This is a genomic window from Massilia scottii, from assembly GCF_030846495.1.
GTDB classification, from domain to species: domain Bacteria; phylum Pseudomonadota; class Gammaproteobacteria; order Burkholderiales; family Burkholderiaceae_D; genus Telluria_A; species Telluria_A violaceinigra.
This window is the reverse complement of the sequence record NZ_JAVCWM010000013.1, coordinates 22,653-37,143: the sequence shown is the minus strand read 5'-3', so window position 1 is coordinate 37,143 and position 14,491 is coordinate 22,653. Positions and strand designations below refer to the sequence as shown.

The 14,491-nt window shown below is 62.8% G+C and carries 17 protein-coding genes; all 17 read right to left on the bottom strand.

Annotation, left to right across the window (positions count from 1 at the left end; all coding sequences use genetic code 11):
- Positions 1–13: 13 nt before the first annotated feature.
- Complete coding sequence (hisH, locus tag RBA41_RS18820; RefSeq protein ID WP_099872967.1) at positions 14–652, bottom strand: imidazole glycerol phosphate synthase subunit HisH; 639 nt, start codon at positions 650–652, stop codon at positions 14–16.
- 91 nt (positions 653–743) lie between these two features.
- Positions 744–1,334, bottom strand: a complete 591-nt coding sequence (gene hisB, locus RBA41_RS18815) for an imidazoleglycerol-phosphate dehydratase HisB (RefSeq protein WP_167086038.1) — start codon at positions 1,332–1,334, stop codon at positions 744–746.
- Between the two features lie 11 nt (positions 1,335–1,345).
- Positions 1,346–2,440 (bottom strand): histidinol-phosphate transaminase, encoded by a 1,095-nt coding sequence (gene hisC, locus RBA41_RS18810; RefSeq protein WP_306625741.1) that lies wholly within the window; start codon positions 2,438–2,440, stop codon positions 1,346–1,348.
- Between the two features lie 48 nt (positions 2,441–2,488).
- Positions 2,489–3,304: a DNA-methyltransferase gene (locus RBA41_RS18805; protein ID WP_306625740.1), complete on the bottom strand. Its 816-nt coding sequence runs from the start codon at positions 3,302–3,304 to the stop codon at positions 2,489–2,491.
- A complete protein-coding gene (gene hisD, locus RBA41_RS18800) occupies positions 3,301–4,623 on the bottom strand; it encodes a histidinol dehydrogenase (protein ID WP_306625739.1) in 1,323 nt (440 codons plus the stop codon). The genes RBA41_RS18805 and hisD overlap by 4 nt, the downstream gene beginning before the upstream one ends.
- A 13-nt stretch (positions 4,624–4,636) precedes the next feature.
- Positions 4,637–5,314, bottom strand: a complete 678-nt coding sequence (gene hisG / locus RBA41_RS18795) for an ATP phosphoribosyltransferase (protein ID WP_099872977.1) — start codon at positions 5,312–5,314, stop codon at positions 4,637–4,639.
- A 20-nt stretch (positions 5,315–5,334) separates the two neighbouring features.
- Entirely contained in the window at positions 5,335–6,585 is a 1,251-nt protein-coding gene (gene murA, locus RBA41_RS18790) for a UDP-N-acetylglucosamine 1-carboxyvinyltransferase (protein ID WP_306625738.1), read from the bottom strand.
- Positions 6,586–6,599: 14 nt separating this feature from the next.
- Positions 6,600–6,836 carry a BolA family protein gene (locus RBA41_RS18785; protein WP_073222979.1) on the bottom strand — a complete coding sequence of 79 codons (237 nt, stop codon included), beginning with the start codon at positions 6,834–6,836 and terminating at the stop codon, positions 6,600–6,602.
- Between the two features lie 15 nt (positions 6,837–6,851).
- Positions 6,852–7,616 (bottom strand): ABC transporter permease, encoded by a 765-nt coding sequence (locus tag RBA41_RS18780; RefSeq protein ID WP_306625737.1) that lies wholly within the window; start codon positions 7,614–7,616, stop codon positions 6,852–6,854.
- Positions 7,613–8,548, bottom strand: a complete 936-nt coding sequence (locus tag RBA41_RS18775) for an ABC transporter ATP-binding protein (protein ID WP_306625736.1) — start codon at positions 8,546–8,548, stop codon at positions 7,613–7,615. Before RBA41_RS18775 ends, RBA41_RS18780 begins: the two co-directional genes overlap by 4 nt.
- Positions 8,549–8,697: 149 nt before the next feature.
- Positions 8,698–8,994, bottom strand: coding sequence for an STAS domain-containing protein (locus RBA41_RS18770; protein ID WP_306625735.1), 297 nt, complete (start codon positions 8,992–8,994; stop codon positions 8,698–8,700).
- Position 8,995: 1 nt separating this feature from the next.
- Positions 8,996–9,634: an MlaC/ttg2D family ABC transporter substrate-binding protein gene (locus tag RBA41_RS18765; protein WP_306625734.1), complete on the bottom strand. Its 639-nt coding sequence runs from the start codon at positions 9,632–9,634 to the stop codon at positions 8,996–8,998.
- Between the two features lie 69 nt (positions 9,635–9,703).
- Entirely contained in the window at positions 9,704–10,540 is an 837-nt protein-coding gene (locus tag RBA41_RS18760) for an MlaA family lipoprotein (protein ID WP_306625733.1), read from the bottom strand.
- A gap of 4 nt (positions 10,541–10,544) precedes the next feature.
- Positions 10,545–11,012: an outer membrane lipid asymmetry maintenance protein MlaD gene (mlaD, locus tag RBA41_RS18755; RefSeq protein ID WP_306625732.1), complete on the bottom strand. Its 468-nt coding sequence runs from the start codon at positions 11,010–11,012 to the stop codon at positions 10,545–10,547.
- A 50-nt stretch (positions 11,013–11,062) separates the two neighbouring features.
- A complete protein-coding gene (mlaE, locus tag RBA41_RS18750; RefSeq protein WP_306625731.1) occupies positions 11,063–11,842 on the bottom strand; it encodes a lipid asymmetry maintenance ABC transporter permease subunit MlaE in 780 nt (259 codons plus the stop codon).
- Positions 11,839–12,642 (bottom strand): ABC transporter ATP-binding protein, encoded by an 804-nt coding sequence (locus RBA41_RS18745; protein ID WP_306625730.1) that lies wholly within the window; start codon positions 12,640–12,642, stop codon positions 11,839–11,841. Before RBA41_RS18745 ends, mlaE begins: the two co-directional genes overlap by 4 nt.
- 343 nt (positions 12,643–12,985) lie before the next feature.
- Positions 12,986–14,449 (bottom strand): glutamate synthase subunit beta, encoded by a 1,464-nt coding sequence (locus RBA41_RS18740; protein ID WP_306625729.1) that lies wholly within the window; start codon positions 14,447–14,449, stop codon positions 12,986–12,988.
- Between the last annotated feature and the right edge of the window lie 42 nt (positions 14,450–14,491).

Sequence of the window (14,491 nt, the reverse complement as noted above, 5' to 3'; positions counted from 1 at the left end):
GATTGGATGACAATCAGGGATTCCAGTGAACGAAGTTCTTGTACAGCTGCAGCCCCGCGCCGGCGCTTTTCTCCGGGTGGAACTGGGTCGCGAAAATATTATCGCGGGCGACGGCGCAACAGAACGGCGCGCCGTAATCGGTTTCGCCGGCGGTGAGGCTGGCATCGTCAGGCTGGACATAGTAGCTGTGCACGAAATAGAAGTAGCTATCGTCGAGGATACCCTGCCACAGCGGATGCTGGCGCACTTGTCTGACGCGGTTCCAGCCCATCTGCGGCACCTTGAAGCGCGAACCGTCCGGCTGCAGGCGGCCATCGAGCTGGAAGCGCACCACTTTGCCGGGCAACAGGCCCAGGCCGGGGGTGTCGGCTTCCTCGCTCGAGTCGAACAGCATCTGCTCGCCGACGCACACGCCCATCACGGGACGGGTCTTGGCGGCGCGCAGCAGGGCTTCCTCGACGCCGGACTGGCGCAGGCTGGCCATGCAGTCGCGCATGGCGCCCTGGCCGGGCAGGACGATCCGGTCGGCCGAATCGATCGCGGCGACATCGCCGGAAATAAGCACTTCGGCTTCGGGAGCGACGGCGCGCAGGGCTTGCGCCACCGAGCGCAGATTTCCCATGCCGTAGTCGACCACAACAATTTTATTCATAGCAATTCAGAGTTACCGTCGTTCCCGCGCCAAGGCTGCCCTCGGCGGGAACGACGGGAGTAGAGGGGGCTGCATGATTACCAGAAGACGCTTAGAGGCTACCCTTGGTCGACGGAATCGTCCCCGCCGACCGCGCATCGAGTTCCGCGGCCATGCGCAGCGCGCGGCCGAAGGCCTTGAACACGGTTTCGCACTGATGGTGGGCGTTCTCGCCGCGCAGGTTATCGATATGCAGCGACACCAGCGCGTGGTTCACAAACCCCTGGAAAAACTCATGCGCCAGGTCGACATCGAAACTGCCGATCATCGAACGCTTCCACGGCACGTGCATTTCCAGGCCCGGACGGCCCGAAAAATCGATCACCACGCGCGAGAGCGCTTCGTCCAGCGGCACATAGGCATGGCCGTAACGGCGGATGCCCTTCTTGTCGCCGATCGCCTTGGCCACCGCCATGCCGAGCGTGATGCCGGTGTCTTCCACCGTGTGGTGGGCGTCGATATGCAGGTCGCCCACGCATTCGATATCGAGGTCGATCAGGCCGTGGCGCGCGATCTGGTCGAGCATGTGGTCGAGGAAAGGCACGCCCGTATTGAGCTTTTGCTGGCCGGTGCCATCGAGGTTGATCGCGACGCGGATTTGCGTCTCGTTGGTGTTGCGCGTAATGTCTGCGGTGCGGGTCATGGGAGGCTCGGTTAGTGCGAAGTCAGCGATGCCTTGATGGCATCCAGGAAAATGGCATTTTCTTCAGGTGTGCTCACGGTCACGCGGATGCATCCGCCCAATCCGTGCATTTTACTCACATTTTTAATCATGACCTTGTCCGCGTCGAGGCGTGCGCAGGACGCATCCGCATCGGGCAGGCGCACCAGCAGGAAGTTGGCGGCCGACGGAAAGACCGTCACGCCAGGCAGCGCGGCCAGGTCGGCCGCCAGCTGTTCGCGCGCGGCGATCAACAGGGTGGCCTGGTCGTTCAGGACCTCCAGGTGATCGAGCGCGAATTCGGCGGCGGTCTGGGTCAGCACATTGATGTTGTACGGCGGGCGCACCTTGTCGAACTGCGCCAGCAGCTTGGGCGCGGCCGCCATGTAGCCCAGGCGGATGCCGGCCAGGCCCAGTTTCGAGACGGTGCGCATGACGACCATGTTCTCGAACTCGGGCAAACGCTCCATGAAGGAGGTGCGCGCGAACGGGCCGTAGGCTTCGTCGACGACGACGATGCCGGTGTCGCCGACGGCGCGGATGATCTCGACCATCTCGGCCGGGTCGAACAGGTTGCCGGTCGGGTTGTTCGGGTAGGCCAGGAACACCAGGGCCGGCTTGTGCTCGGCGATCCTGGCGAGCATGGTGGCTTTGTCGAGCGTCATGTCGGCGCGCAGCGGCACGCCAACGAAGTCGGCGCCGGCCAGCATGGCGGAGCGCGAGAACATCACGAAGCCGGGCGTGGGCGCCAGGATCACGGGACGGCGCGCGCCGCCGGCAACGGCGGTGGCCATGATCGAGATCAGTTCATCGGAGCCGTTGCCGAGGATGACGTCGTAGCCGCCCGGCACGCCCAGACGGGTGCAGATCTTGTGTTTGAGCGTGGCGTTGCTTGGCAGCGGATAGCGGTTCAGGACCGCGGCGGCCAGCCGATGGCCGAGTTCCTCGCGCAGGTGGGCAGGCAGCGAGTATGGGTTCTCCATCGCGTCGAGTTTGATGTAGCCGTCGGCGTCGGGGACGACGTAGGCATGGTCGGCCTGGACCTCGGGACGGATCGTGTTGGCGATCAGCGTGTCGATGAAACTCATGCTGCTTTGCTCCTTAAGTTACCGTCGGTGGTATTGGGAATAACGCTACTACGCATTTTCAGCCTGCACAGCCTTCTTGGCCGGCTTGCGCTTCTTGACCATTTCCTGCTCCGGCGGCGACGCCAGTCTTGCTGCGATAATCTCGCAGTACGCGGCATTGAGCTCGAAGCCGACGAAATTGCGCCCGCACCGTTTCGCGGCCATGGCGGTGGTGCCGCTGCCCATGAACAAATCCATCACCACGCCATCCGGCGGGCACGAGGCCTTGACCATGCGTTCGATGATTTCCAGGGGCTTCTGGGTCGGGTGGTCGGCGCGCTCCGGGTGTTCCTTGTGCAGGCGCGACACGCTCCACAAATCCTTGGGGTTGTACCCCACTTCGAGCCACTTGGCGCCGACAAAAATCGAGCGCGAACGGGCTTTCTTGGTCACCGCGTCGTAGGGAATACGCACCGCGTCCAGGTCGAAGTAGTAATCCTTGCGGTTGACGAAGAAACCGATCGTGTCGTGCACCGAACTGAAACTTCGCACGCTGCCGCCCATCGACGGCACCCGGCGGTCCCAGATAATCTCGTTCATCATCGTCATGCGCTGCTTGAGCATGACGAAAATCTCGGGCGAAAAGCGCCACGTCAAAAAGATGTACAGGCTGCCGTTGGGTTTGAGCTTGGGCAGCGCCTTCGAGATCCATTGCTCGGTCCACGCCAGGTAATCGGCCACGCTTTGCTGGTCGGAGTCGTTGCCGTAGTCCTTGCCGAGGTTATACGGGGGATCGGTCAGAATCAGGTCGATGGAACCGTCCGGGATGCGCGCCAGTCCGGCCAGCGCATCCTCGCAAAACACCTGATTGAGCCAGTCGCTCATGCCGCCGGTCGCAAGCGCAGTTCGGCGCTGCGGGCGTGCGCCTGCAAGCCTTCGCCGTAGGCCAGTTCGGCCGCGACCTTGCCGAGCGTTTGCGCGCCCGCTTCGCTCACGAAAATGACGGACGAGCGCTTCTGGAAGTCGTACACGCCCAGTGGCGACGAAAAACGCGCGGTGCGCGAGGTCGGCAGCACGTGGTTCGGGCCGCAGCAGTAGTCGCCCAGCGACTCGGACGAAAAGCGCCCGAGGAACATGGCGCCGGCGTGGCGGATGCGGTCGGCCCACTGCTGCGGGTCCTCGGCCGAAATCTCCAGGTGCTCGGCGGCGATGGCGTTGGCGATGTCGCACGCTTCCTGCATGTCGCGCACCTTGACCAGCGCGCCGCGGTCGGTCATCGAGGTGCGGATGGTGTCCGCGCGCGGCATGGTCGGCAGCAGCTTGTGGATGCTCGCTTCGACCTTGGCGATGTAATCCGCGTCAGGGCACAGCATGATCGCCTGCGCCAGTTCGTCGTGCTCGGCCTGCGAAAACAGGTCCATCGCAACCCAGTCCGGGTCGGTGGTGCCGTCGCACAGCACCAGGATTTCGGACGGCCCGGCGATCATGTCGATGCCGACGGTGCCGAACACGCGCCGCTTGGCCGCGGCCACGTAGGCATTACCCGGGCCGACGATCTTGTCGACCGGGGCGATGGTGGCGGTGCCGTAGGCCAGCGCGCCCACTGCCTGGGCGCCGCCGATGGTGATCACGCGCGTGACGCCCGCAATCGCGGCGGCGGCCAGCACCATCTGGTTCTTCACGCCGTCCGGCGTGGGCACCACCATGATGATCTCAAGTACGCCGGCCACCTTGGCCGGCACGGCGTTCATCAGCACCGACGACGGATACGCCGCCTTGCCGCCCGGGACGTAGATGCCGACCCGGTCGAGCGGGGTGATTTTCTGGCCCAGCACCGTGCCGTCCGGCTCGGTGTAGGTAAAGCCGCGCAGTTCTTCCCGCTGGTGCTCGTGGAATACGCGAATCCGTTCGGCCGCCGTTTCCAGCGCCACGCGCTGGGCTGCCGGCAGGGCGCGCAACGCGGCCTGCAGTTCGGCCTGCGGCACGTCGAAGGCGGCCATGCTGGCGGCGCCCCCCGGAATGCGGTCGAATTTGTTGGTGTATTCGAGGACGGCGTCGTCGCCCCGGTGTTTGACATCATGCAGGATCGCCGCCACCGATTTTTCAATCGCTTCATCGGTGGACGCTTCGAAGGCCAGCAGGGTCTCGAGGCGTTGTTTGAAGTCCGGCTGGGCGGAGTCGAGGTGGCGGATCTGAATGGTCATGATAGTGTGATGTTTAAGCTTGGTTGTTCAGTCGCGACGCTCGTTCGAACGCCTCGAGAATCGGTTGCAAACGCTCTCGCTTGAGCTTGAGCGCGGCCTGGTTGACGACCAGGCGCGAGGAGATGTCCATGATCTCTTCGACTTCGACCAGGTTGTTGGCGCGCAGGGTGCTGCCGGTGGAAACCACGTCGACAATCGCGTCCGACAGGCCGACCAGCGGCGCCAGCTCCATCGATCCATACAGCTTGATCAGGTCGACGTGCACACCCTTGGCGGCGAAGTGCTCGCGCGCGGTCTGGACGAACTTGGTGGCCACGCGCAGGCGCGCGCCCTGGCGCACCGCCTTGTCGTAGTCGAAGCCGGCGTTCACAGCCACCGACATGCGGCATTTGGCGATGTTCAGGTCGATCGGCTGGTACAAGCCTTCACCGCCATGCTCGAGCAGGACGTCCTTGCCGGCCACGCCGAAATCGGCGGCGCCGTACTGCACGTAGGTCGGCACGTCGGACGCGCGCACGATGATGACGCGCACGTGCGGATCGTTGGTCGCCAAAATCAGCTTGCGCGAGGTCTCCGGGTTTTCGGTGACGGTGATGCCGGCCGCCGCCAGGAGCGGCATGGTGTCGTCGAAGATGCGGCCTTTCGACAACGCCAGGATCAGGGAATTGGCCGGGTTACTGAATGTACTCATCGATATTTTCCCTGGCTTCTTTACTTGATGCGGACGATGTTGGCGCCCACCGCCGACAGCTTCACTTCCATGCGGTCGTAGCCGCGGTCGAGGTGATAGATGCGGTCGATGATGGTGGTGCCTTGCGCGGCCATGGCGGCGATCACCAGCGAGGCCGACGCGCGCAGGTCGGTCGCCATCACGGGTGCGCCCACCAGCCGGTCCACGCCCTTGACGTGGGCGGTGTTGCCCTCGGTCTGGATCGAGGCGCCGAGGCGGTTCATTTCCTGAACGTGCATGAAGCGGTTCTCGAAAATCGTCTCGGTGATGCGGCTCGCGCCCGAGGCGATGGTGTTCACGGCCATGAACTGGGCCTGCATGTCGGTCGGGAAGCCCGGGTATTCGGTGGTGCGGAACGACACCGGCTTGGGACGCCCGCCCATCTGCGCGCGGATCGAAGCGGGACCCATGGTCATCACAAGACCGATCTCGCGCAGCTTGTCGAGCGCCACGTCGAAGTAGTCGGTGCGGGTATTCTTGAGCAGGATATCGCCGCCGGTGGCCGCCACCGCGCACAGGAACGTGGCCGCTTCGATACGGTCGGAAATGACCGCGTGCCTGGCGCCGTGCAGTTCGGCCACGCCCTGGATCACCAGGCGGTCGGTGCCGATGCCCTCGATCTTCGCGCCCATGGCGACCAGCAGGTTGGCGAGATCCGTCACTTCGGGCTCGCGCGCGGCGTTTTCCAGGACCGTTTCGCCTTCGGCCAGGGTCGCCGCCATCAGCAGGTTCTCGGTGCCGGTGACGGTGATCATGTCGGTGCGGATGCGCGCGCCCTTGAGCTTTTTGCACTTGGCGTAGATGTAGCCGCCTTCGATGGTGATCTCGGCGCCGAGCGCGCGCAAGCCCTTGATGTGCTGGTCGACCGGACGCGAACCGATGGCGCAGCCGCCCGGCAGCGAGACCTTGGCTTCGCCGAAGCGCGCCAGCAGGGGGCCGAGCACCAGGATCGAGGCGCGCATGGTCTTGACCAGCTCATAGGGCGCTTCCAGCGTGGTGATGGCGCTGCCGTTGAGGGTGACGCGCTCGTCGTCCTGCGACACCGCCAGGCCGGTCTGGGCCAGCAGCTTGAGGATGGTCTTGACGTCGTGCAGGCGCGGCACGTTCGACAGTTCAAGGTCGCCCGAGGTGAGCAAACCGGCGCACAGGATCGGCAGGGCCGCGTTCTTGGCGCCCGAAATGACGATTTCCCCTTCGAGGCGCTTGCCTCCGACCACTTGGAGCTTGTCCATGCTTATTTATCCTTTTATCCTTGGTATTCTTCTGGCGTGAGCGTCTTCATCGACAGCGCGTGGATTTCTTCGCGCATGCGGTCGCCCAGCGCCGCGTAGACGATCTGGTGGCGCTGGATCGGGCGCTTGCCGGCAAACGCCGGCGAGACGATGACGGCGGTGAAGTGCTGGCCGTCGCCCTCCACTTCGAGGTGGGTGCATTCGAGACCGGCGCTGATGTAGCCGTGGATGAGTTCTGGTGTGGTAGCCACGATAAATTCCTCTGATTAGTGGCGCAGGTTGTAGCCGCGCTTGAGCAGGTTGATGGCGATACCCGCGAGTACCGCGAAAAAGGCCGACACGATCGCGAGACTGGTCCACGGCGAGACGTCGGACTGGCCGAAGAAGCCGTGACGGAAGCCGTCGATCATGTAGAAAAAGGGATTGAAGTGCGACACGGTGAGCCAGAATGGCGGCAGCGAGTGAATCGAGTAGAACACGCCGGAGAGGAACGTGGCGGGCATGATCAGGAAGTTCTGGAAGGCGGCCAGCTGGTCGAATTTTTCGGCCCAGATGCCGGCGATGACGCCCATGGTGCCGAGAATGGCGGCGCCGAGCAGCGCGAACGCCAGGATCCACAGGGGCGCGGCGAACGAGAGCTTGGCGAACCACACGGTGGCGATGAACACGCCGCTGCCGACCACCAGGCCGCGCGCCACGGAAGCGAGCACGTAGGCCGACAGAATCTCCCAGTGCGACAGCGGCGGCAGCAAAATGAACACCAGGTTGCCGGTGATCTTGGACTGGATCAGCGAAGACGAGGAATTGGCGAAGGAATTCTGCAGCACGCTCATCATCACCAGGCCGGGAATGAGGAAGGCGGTGTAGTTCACGCCGCGCACGTTGACGTGCCCTTCGAGCACGTGGCCGAAGATCAGCAGGTACAGCATGGCGGTGAGGACCGGCGCGGCCACGGTTTGCGTGGCGACCTTCCAGAAGCGCAGCATTTCCTTGTAGAGCAGGGTCTGGAAGCCCACCGAGAACATGTTCATAGCGCGCCCTTGTCCATAATCTGCAGGAAGATATCTTCCAGGTCGGCCTGCTGCAGCTGCATTTCATCGATGACGGCGCCGGACTCGCGCAGGCGCGCCAGGATCTGTTCGACCTCGGCGTAGTCGTTCACGCGCAGGCTGTATTTCATGCCGCCGCCATTGCCATTGCCATTGACGGCATCGCGTTCGTCGTGCGACACCAGGTGGCGCAGGCTCTCCGGCAGGCTGCCGCTGGCCAGGTGCACGATCAGCTGCGAGCCGGAGATGCGCCGGATCAGGGCCGACATGGTGTCGAGCGCGACCACCTTGCCGCCCTTGAGCATGGCCACGCGCTGGCACATGGCTTGCGCTTCTTCGAGGTAGTGGGTGGTCAGGACCACGGTGTGGCCTTCGCGGTTCAAACGCGAGATGAACTTCCAGAGCGTCTGGCGCAGTTCGACGTCGACACCGGCGGTCGGCTCGTCGAGCACGATCACGGGCGGCTTGTGGACCAGGGCCTGGGCCACCAGCACGCGCCGCTTCATGCCGCCCGAGAGCGCGCGCATGTTCACATCGGCCTTGTTGGTCAGGTCCAGATTACCCATGACCTCATCGATCCACTTGTCGTTGTTTTTCAGGCCGAAGTAGCCCGACTGCAGGCGCAAGGTTTCGCGTACCGTGAAAAAGGGATCGAACACCAGTTCCTGCGGCACCACGCCGAGCTTCCTGCGCGCTTGGCGGAAGTCGGTGACGACATCGTGGCCGTGAATGGCGACCGTGCCCGCATCGGGGCGGATCAGGCCGGCGATGGTGGAGATCAGGGTGGTCTTGCCGGCCCCGTTCGGCCCGAGCAGGCCGAAGAACTCGCCTTCTTCAATCGTCAGGGAGACGCCACCCAAGGCTTTGAGGGCCTTGTAGCTTTTCTCGACGTTGGTAATTTGAATCGCTGTCATGCGTCTTTTTGAGTGAGCAAATGTCTATACAGCATGCACGGACATTGCGGGGTGAGCCGTCAATTATAGGGGAAATCGGAGGAAACAGAGTTGCCCGGAGTTACAGGCAGGGGGAGTGGGGAGGCGGATGCGCCTCCCCGAAGGCAGGATCAATGGTGGTGCAGGTTGGCGGGAGTGTCCACCAGGAAGGCATCGACGCCGTATAGCGCGGCCAGGCTTTTCAGGCTGACCGGAAGATTGACATAGGACAGCACCACGCCGGCGGCGCGCGCGGCGCGCTGCCATGCGAGCAGGACCGCGACCGCGGACGAATCGGCGACCTTGACGGAGCCGAAATCGAACACGGTCTGGCCCGCCTTGATCGCATCGAAACCCTGGACCAGTGCCGCCTTGGCATTGTGCACGGTCAGGGTATCGATGTTCTCGAGCTTGTTGGTTTGAACCATGTTATTTGATTGGCTTGGCCAGCGGCTTGGCGGCCAGCTTCTTGTTGCGCTCGGCCAGGGTCTTGATCAGGCCATCGATGCCGGACTTGTTGATTTCCGATGCGAAGGAGCCCTTGTAGGTTTCCACCAGCCACGCGCCCAGCACGTTGATGTCGAAAATCTTCCAGCCGGTCGGGGACTGGGCCAGGCGATAGTTCAGGGTGACCGGCTCGCCGCGCGCGACATTCACTTGCGAACGCACTTCGACTTCCTTGTCTTCCGGCGCGGCGCGCAGCGGCTTGAACTCGACGGTTTCATTCTTGATCTGCGACAGCGCGCCCGAGTACGTAAAGATCAGCAGGGTGCGGAACTCGTTCGAGAGTTGCTTTTGCTGTTCCGGGGTGGCATCGCGCCAGGCACGGCCGACGGCCAGCTGGGTCATGCGCTGGAAGTCGACGTGCGGCAAGATCTTGCTTTCGACCAAGTCCATGACCTTTTTCTGGTTGCCGGCCTGGATATCCTTGTCGGCTTTGGCGGTATCGATCACGTCGGCGCTGATGCGTTTGACGAGCGCGTCCGGCGCTTCGGCGGGAGCGGCAGCGGTGGCGCTGGTGGCAATGGCCACGGTCGCGAGGGCGATAAGTTGTTTGATCAGTTTCATAAGCTCTTTTCGATAAGGTTGTGTTCAGACCGGCTGAACCGTCCGATGACGGTCCAGTTTAGCGGTTAACTACTTCGAGGGCGTTTCGGATGACACAGCCGGGGCGACAGGCGCGTCGGTAGCCGGCGCGTCGTCGTCGGCATAGGCGGCGCGGATGCTCTTCGCGTCGGCCGGCTCGTCCCTGGACGCTTTCAGGGCCTTGCGCGAGGATTCGCCATCGAACACCTGGCCCTGGCGGCGCTGCAGGAAGCCGTCGCGGATGAATTCGTAGCGGTCGAGTGCGGCTTCTTCCATCAGGTTCGAGGCATCCAGGATGCTGGCGCGCCCATCGATCACGCGCAGCGCGGTGCCGATGTTGCGGGTCGAGGCCGGATCGACGTAAGACCAGCCGTTGGCGGCCATGTCGACCGGCAAGCCGCTGGTGTCGCGCACGGTGGATGGGCCCAGCAGCGGCAGCATCAGGTACGGGCCGCTCGGCACACCCCAGTAGCCGAGGGTCTGGCCGAAATCTTCATTGTGCTTTTTCAAGCCCGCTTCGGAAGCGATGTCGAACAGGCCGCCGATGCCGAAGGTCGAGTTGAGGGCAACGCGGGTCCAGTCGGACATGCCTTGTTCGCCCTTGCCTTGCATCAAGTTATTCGCACCAGTCCAGACGTCGGACAGGTTGCCGAAGAAATTGTTCACGCCAGTCTGCATGAAGCCCGGCACGACCTTCTTGTAGGCGGTGGCGACCGGTTTCAGCGCAGCCTGGTCGATCGCGTCATTGAACTTGAACACCGTGCGATTGAACGGCTCGAGCGGGTCGCGCGGATTGTTGGTGGCGCAACCGCTCAGGGTGGCAATGGCCACCAGAGCGGCAGCGCTGACGCGCCAGTTCAGGGCGCGGTTCGGCTTCGGTAATGTCATTGCTCTATTCCTTTCCGTCGGCCGCCTTGCTGTAGATGAACTGATTGATCAGGTCTTCCAGCACGGTGGCAGATTGGGTCGTGTTAATCCGGTCACCATTGACCAGCTTGTTGGCATCGTCGTTACCAGCTTGAATACCGATGTACTGTTCACCGAGCAGGCCGGCCGTCAGGATTTTCAAAGAGCTATCTTTAGGAAAGTTATAGCCCGTTTCAAGTTCCAAGGTTACCAGCGCCTGATAAGTCTTGTCATCAAACTTGATATCGCCCACGCGCCCCACCACCACGCCGGCGCTTTTCACCGGTGCCTGCGGCTTGAGGCCGCCGATATTGTCGAACTTGCCCGTGACCAGGTAGGTCTTACCGAAGGACAATGTGCTCATATTTCCGGCCTTGAGGGCCAGAAACAGCAGCGCTGCCAGACCCAGCAGAACAAACAGGCCGACCCAGACGTCGATGGATTTACGTTGCATGTGATTTCCTAACTCTTGTTATGCGGCTGCGTTGCGCCAGTTTCATGTATTTAGTTAAACATTATCGCGGTCATCACGAAGTCCAGACCCCAGACGGTCAGCGACGCGATCACGACGGTACGGGTGGTGGCGCGCGACACGTCTTCCGGCGTCGGCTGGGCATGGTAGCCCTGGAACAGCGCGGTGAAGGTGACGGCGATGCCGAACACGAAGCTCTTGATGATGCCGTTGACGACGTCGTGCTGCACATCCACGTTCGCTTGCATCTGCGACCAGAAGGCGCCTTCATCGACGCCGATCAGCTGCACGCCGACCAGATAACCGCCCACCACGCCGACGGCGCTGAAGATGGTGCCGAGGATCGGCATCGCAATGACGCCGGCCCAGAAACGGGGAGCGAGCACGCGCTGGATCGGGTTGATCGCCATCATTTCCATGGCCGAGAGCTGCTCGCCGGCTTTCATCAGGCCGATTTGCGCGGTCAGCGAGGTGCCGGCGCGGCCGGCGAACAGCAGGGCGGTGACGACCGGCCCCAGTTCGCGCACCAGCGCCAGCGCGACCACCTGGCCGAGCTTCTGTTCGGCGCCGTAAGGGGTCAGCGTGATGTAACCCTGCAAGCCGAGCACCATGCCGACGAACAAGCCGGAGACGATGATGATCACCAGCGAATAGTTGCCGATGAAATGGATCTGTTCGGAAATCAGGCCGGGACGGCGCAGTGCGCCGGGGGTCACGCCGAGCAGGGTGAAAAACGAGCGCGTCGCGAAACCGACGCTGGCGATATTTTCGCGCACGGCACGGCCGATGGAAGCGAGCATGTTAGCGATCACTTGCGTTCCCCCAGGCCGAGGTCCTCGGCCAGCGACTTGCCCGGGTAATGGAAAGGCACCGGGCCATCCGGCGCGGCGTTGACGAATTGCTTGACATAAGGGTCTTCGGAAACGCGCATGTCGGACGGCGTGCCCTGGGCAACAATCTTCCCGGCGGACATGAAGTACACATAATCGGCGATCGCAAAGCATTCGTGCACATCGTGCGACACCAGGATCGAGGTGGAGCCGAGCGCATCGTTGAGCCTGCGGATCAGGTTGGCGGTGACGCCCATCGAGATCGGGTCGAGGCCGGCGAAGGGTTCGTCGTACATGATCAGTTCCGGGTCGAGCGCGACGGCGCGGGCGACCGCCACGCGGCGCGCCATGCCGCCGGAAATCTCGGCCGGCTTGAGCTTGGCGGCATTGCGCAGGCCGACCGCGTTGAGCTTCATGAGCACCAGGTCGCGGATCAGTTCCTCGGGCAGGTCGGTGTGTTCGCGCAACGGAAAGGCGACGTTTTCGAACACGCTCAGGTCGGTAAACAGTGCGCCGAACTGGAACAGCATGCCCATCTTGCGGCGCAGGCGGTACAGGCCGTCGGTATCGAGCTGGTGGACGGTTTCGCCGGCAACAGTGACCGTGCCCTTTTGCGGGCGGATCTGGCCGCCGATCAGGCGCAGCACCGTGGTCTTGCCGCAGCCGGAGCCGCCCATGACGGCCACGACCTTTCCGCGTGGGAAGTCCATCCGGAGGTTCGACAAGATCGAACGGTCACCGTAAGAAAAATGTAGATCGCGGATTTCGACAAGATTAGGCACGGCGCTGTTCATATTTGGGAATGCCGTATTGTAGTGCAGAAAGGGCAATCTCTGCTGGCGGCCCCCCGATCGATCATGGGTGCGCGAGGTGAGAATACAACACTACTGAACGGCGGGTCAGATATTTCCGTGCGTAAGTGCTTGTTTTTGTTGGGATAGCAGGGATGAGGGGATTGGTACGAAGGCGTACTTATTTCCACTATTCAACAATGCGTTTATGTAACTTTACATTACTTCATGCATATAAGGGCAGCGAAATCGGTCAAAAAAGAGACACATTTACCACTCGCTGACGAGCCGTCGTTTCTGCCAGTGGCAGGAACGACGGGGTAGTGGCAAGCGGCTAGCGCGGCAGGACCGATTCGCCCATCAGGAATTCGTCGACGGCGCGCGCGCACTGGCGGCCTTCGCGGATCGCCCACACCACCAGGGACTGGCCGCGCCGCATGTCGCCGGCCACGAACACCTTCGGCACCGAGGTGGCATAGCAGCCGTCGCCATCGGTGGTGGCCTTGGCGTTGCCGCGCGCATCTTTTTCAACGCCGAAGGCATCGAGCACCTGTTGCACCGGCGAGACAAAGCCCATGGCCAGCAGCACCAGGTCGGCCTTCATCTCGAATTCGGAATTCGGCACTTCGATCATCTTGCCGTCTTTCCACTCGACGCGGCAGGCGATCAGCTTGTCGACCTTGCCGCCCTTGCCTTCAAAGCGCTTGGTGGCCACCGCCCAGTCGCGCTCGCACCCTTCTTCATGCGAGGACGAGGTGCGCAGCTTGGTCGGCCAGTACGGCCAGACCAGCGGCTTGTTTTCCTGCTCCGGCGGCTGGGGCATCAATTCGAACTGGGCCACCGACAGCGCGCCGTGACGATTCGAGGTGCCGACACAGTCGGACCCCGTATCGCCGCCGCCGATCACGACCACGTTCTTGCCGGTCGCCTTGATCTGGTCCTTGAGCTTGTCGCCGGCGTTGACCTTGTTTTGCAGCGGCAAGAAGTCCATCGCGAAGTGCACGCCCTTGAGCTCGCGCCCCGGTACCGGCAAGTCGCGCGGCTGCTCGGCGCCGCCGGCCATGACGATGGCGTCGAAGTCTTTTGCCAGGTCTTCCGGGAAAATCGTTTCCTTGGCCCAGTTGTTCACCGTGGCCGGGAAATCCTTGCCGACCAGCACGCTGGTGCGGAAAGTCACGCCTTCGGCTTCCATCTGCTTGACGCGCAGGTCGATGTGGGTCTTTTCCATCTTGAAGTCGGGAATGCCGTAGCGCAGCAGGCCGCCGATGCGGTCGCTCTTCTCGAACACGGTGACGGCGTGGCCGACGCGCGCCAGTTGCTGCGCCGCCGCCAGGCCGGCCGGACCGGAACCGATGATCGCCACTTTCTTGCCGCTCAGCTTATCCGGCGGCTGCGGCACCACCCAGCCGTGTTCCCAGCCGGTATCGATGATCTTGTGTTCGATCGACTTGATGCCGACCGGATCGCTGATGATGCCCAGGGTACAGGCCGACTCGCACGGCGCGGGACAGACGCGGCCGGTGAACTCGGGGAAGTTATTGGTCGAGTGCAGGTTTTCCAGCGCGGCGCGGTAGTTGCCGTGAAAAACGAGATCGTTCCAGTCCGGGATGATGTTATTCACGGGACAGCCGCTGTTGCAGAACGGGATGCCGCAATCCATGCAGCGCGCCGCCTGCACCTTCGCTTGCGGATCGCTCAGGTGCAGCACGAATTCCTTGTAGTTCTTGACGCGCGCGCCCGGCTCGAGATACCCCTCGTCCTGACGCTTGAATTCCATGAAGCCGGTAATTTTACCCACGATGTTTTTCCTTGTATTCAGTAGGGCGCGGGCAGCGGGTGC

Coding starts and splice junctions, on each gene's coding strand:
- RBA41_RS18780 (WP_306625737.1), bottom strand. CDS start 7,616: ATGAACATGTTCTCGGTGGGCTTCCAGACCCTGCTCTACAAGGAAATG.
- hisC (WP_306625741.1), bottom strand. CDS start 2,440: ATGAGTTTCATCGACACGCTGATCGCCAACACGATCCGTCCCGAGGTC.
- hisH (WP_099872967.1), bottom strand. CDS start 652: ATGAATAAAATTGTTGTGGTCGACTACGGCATGGGAAATCTGCGCTCG.
- mlaD (WP_306625732.1), bottom strand. CDS start 11,012: ATGCAACGTAAATCCATCGACGTCTGGGTCGGCCTGTTTGTTCTGCTG.
- hisB (WP_167086038.1), bottom strand. CDS start 1,334: ATGACCCGCACCGCAGACATTACGCGCAACACCAACGAGACGCAAATC.
- hisD (WP_306625739.1), bottom strand. CDS start 4,623: ATGACCATTCAGATCCGCCACCTCGACTCCGCCCAGCCGGACTTCAAA.
- RBA41_RS18765 (WP_306625734.1), bottom strand. CDS start 9,634: ATGAAACTGATCAAACAACTTATCGCCCTCGCGACCGTGGCCATTGCC.
- RBA41_RS18775 (WP_306625736.1), bottom strand. CDS start 8,548: ATGACAGCGATTCAAATTACCAACGTCGAGAAAAGCTACAAGGCCCTC.
- RBA41_RS18760 (WP_306625733.1), bottom strand. CDS start 10,540: ATGACATTACCGAAGCCGAACCGCGCCCTGAACTGGCGCGTCAGCGCT.
- hisG (WP_099872977.1), bottom strand. CDS start 5,314: ATGAGTACATTCAGTAACCCGGCCAATTCCCTGATCCTGGCGTTGTCG.
- RBA41_RS18770 (WP_306625735.1), bottom strand. CDS start 8,994: ATGGTTCAAACCAACAAGCTCGAGAACATCGATACCCTGACCGTGCAC.
- murA (WP_306625738.1), bottom strand. CDS start 6,585: ATGGACAAGCTCCAAGTGGTCGGAGGCAAGCGCCTCGAAGGGGAAATC.
- RBA41_RS18805 (WP_306625740.1), bottom strand. CDS start 3,304: ATGAGCGACTGGCTCAATCAGGTGTTTTGCGAGGATGCGCTGGCCGGA.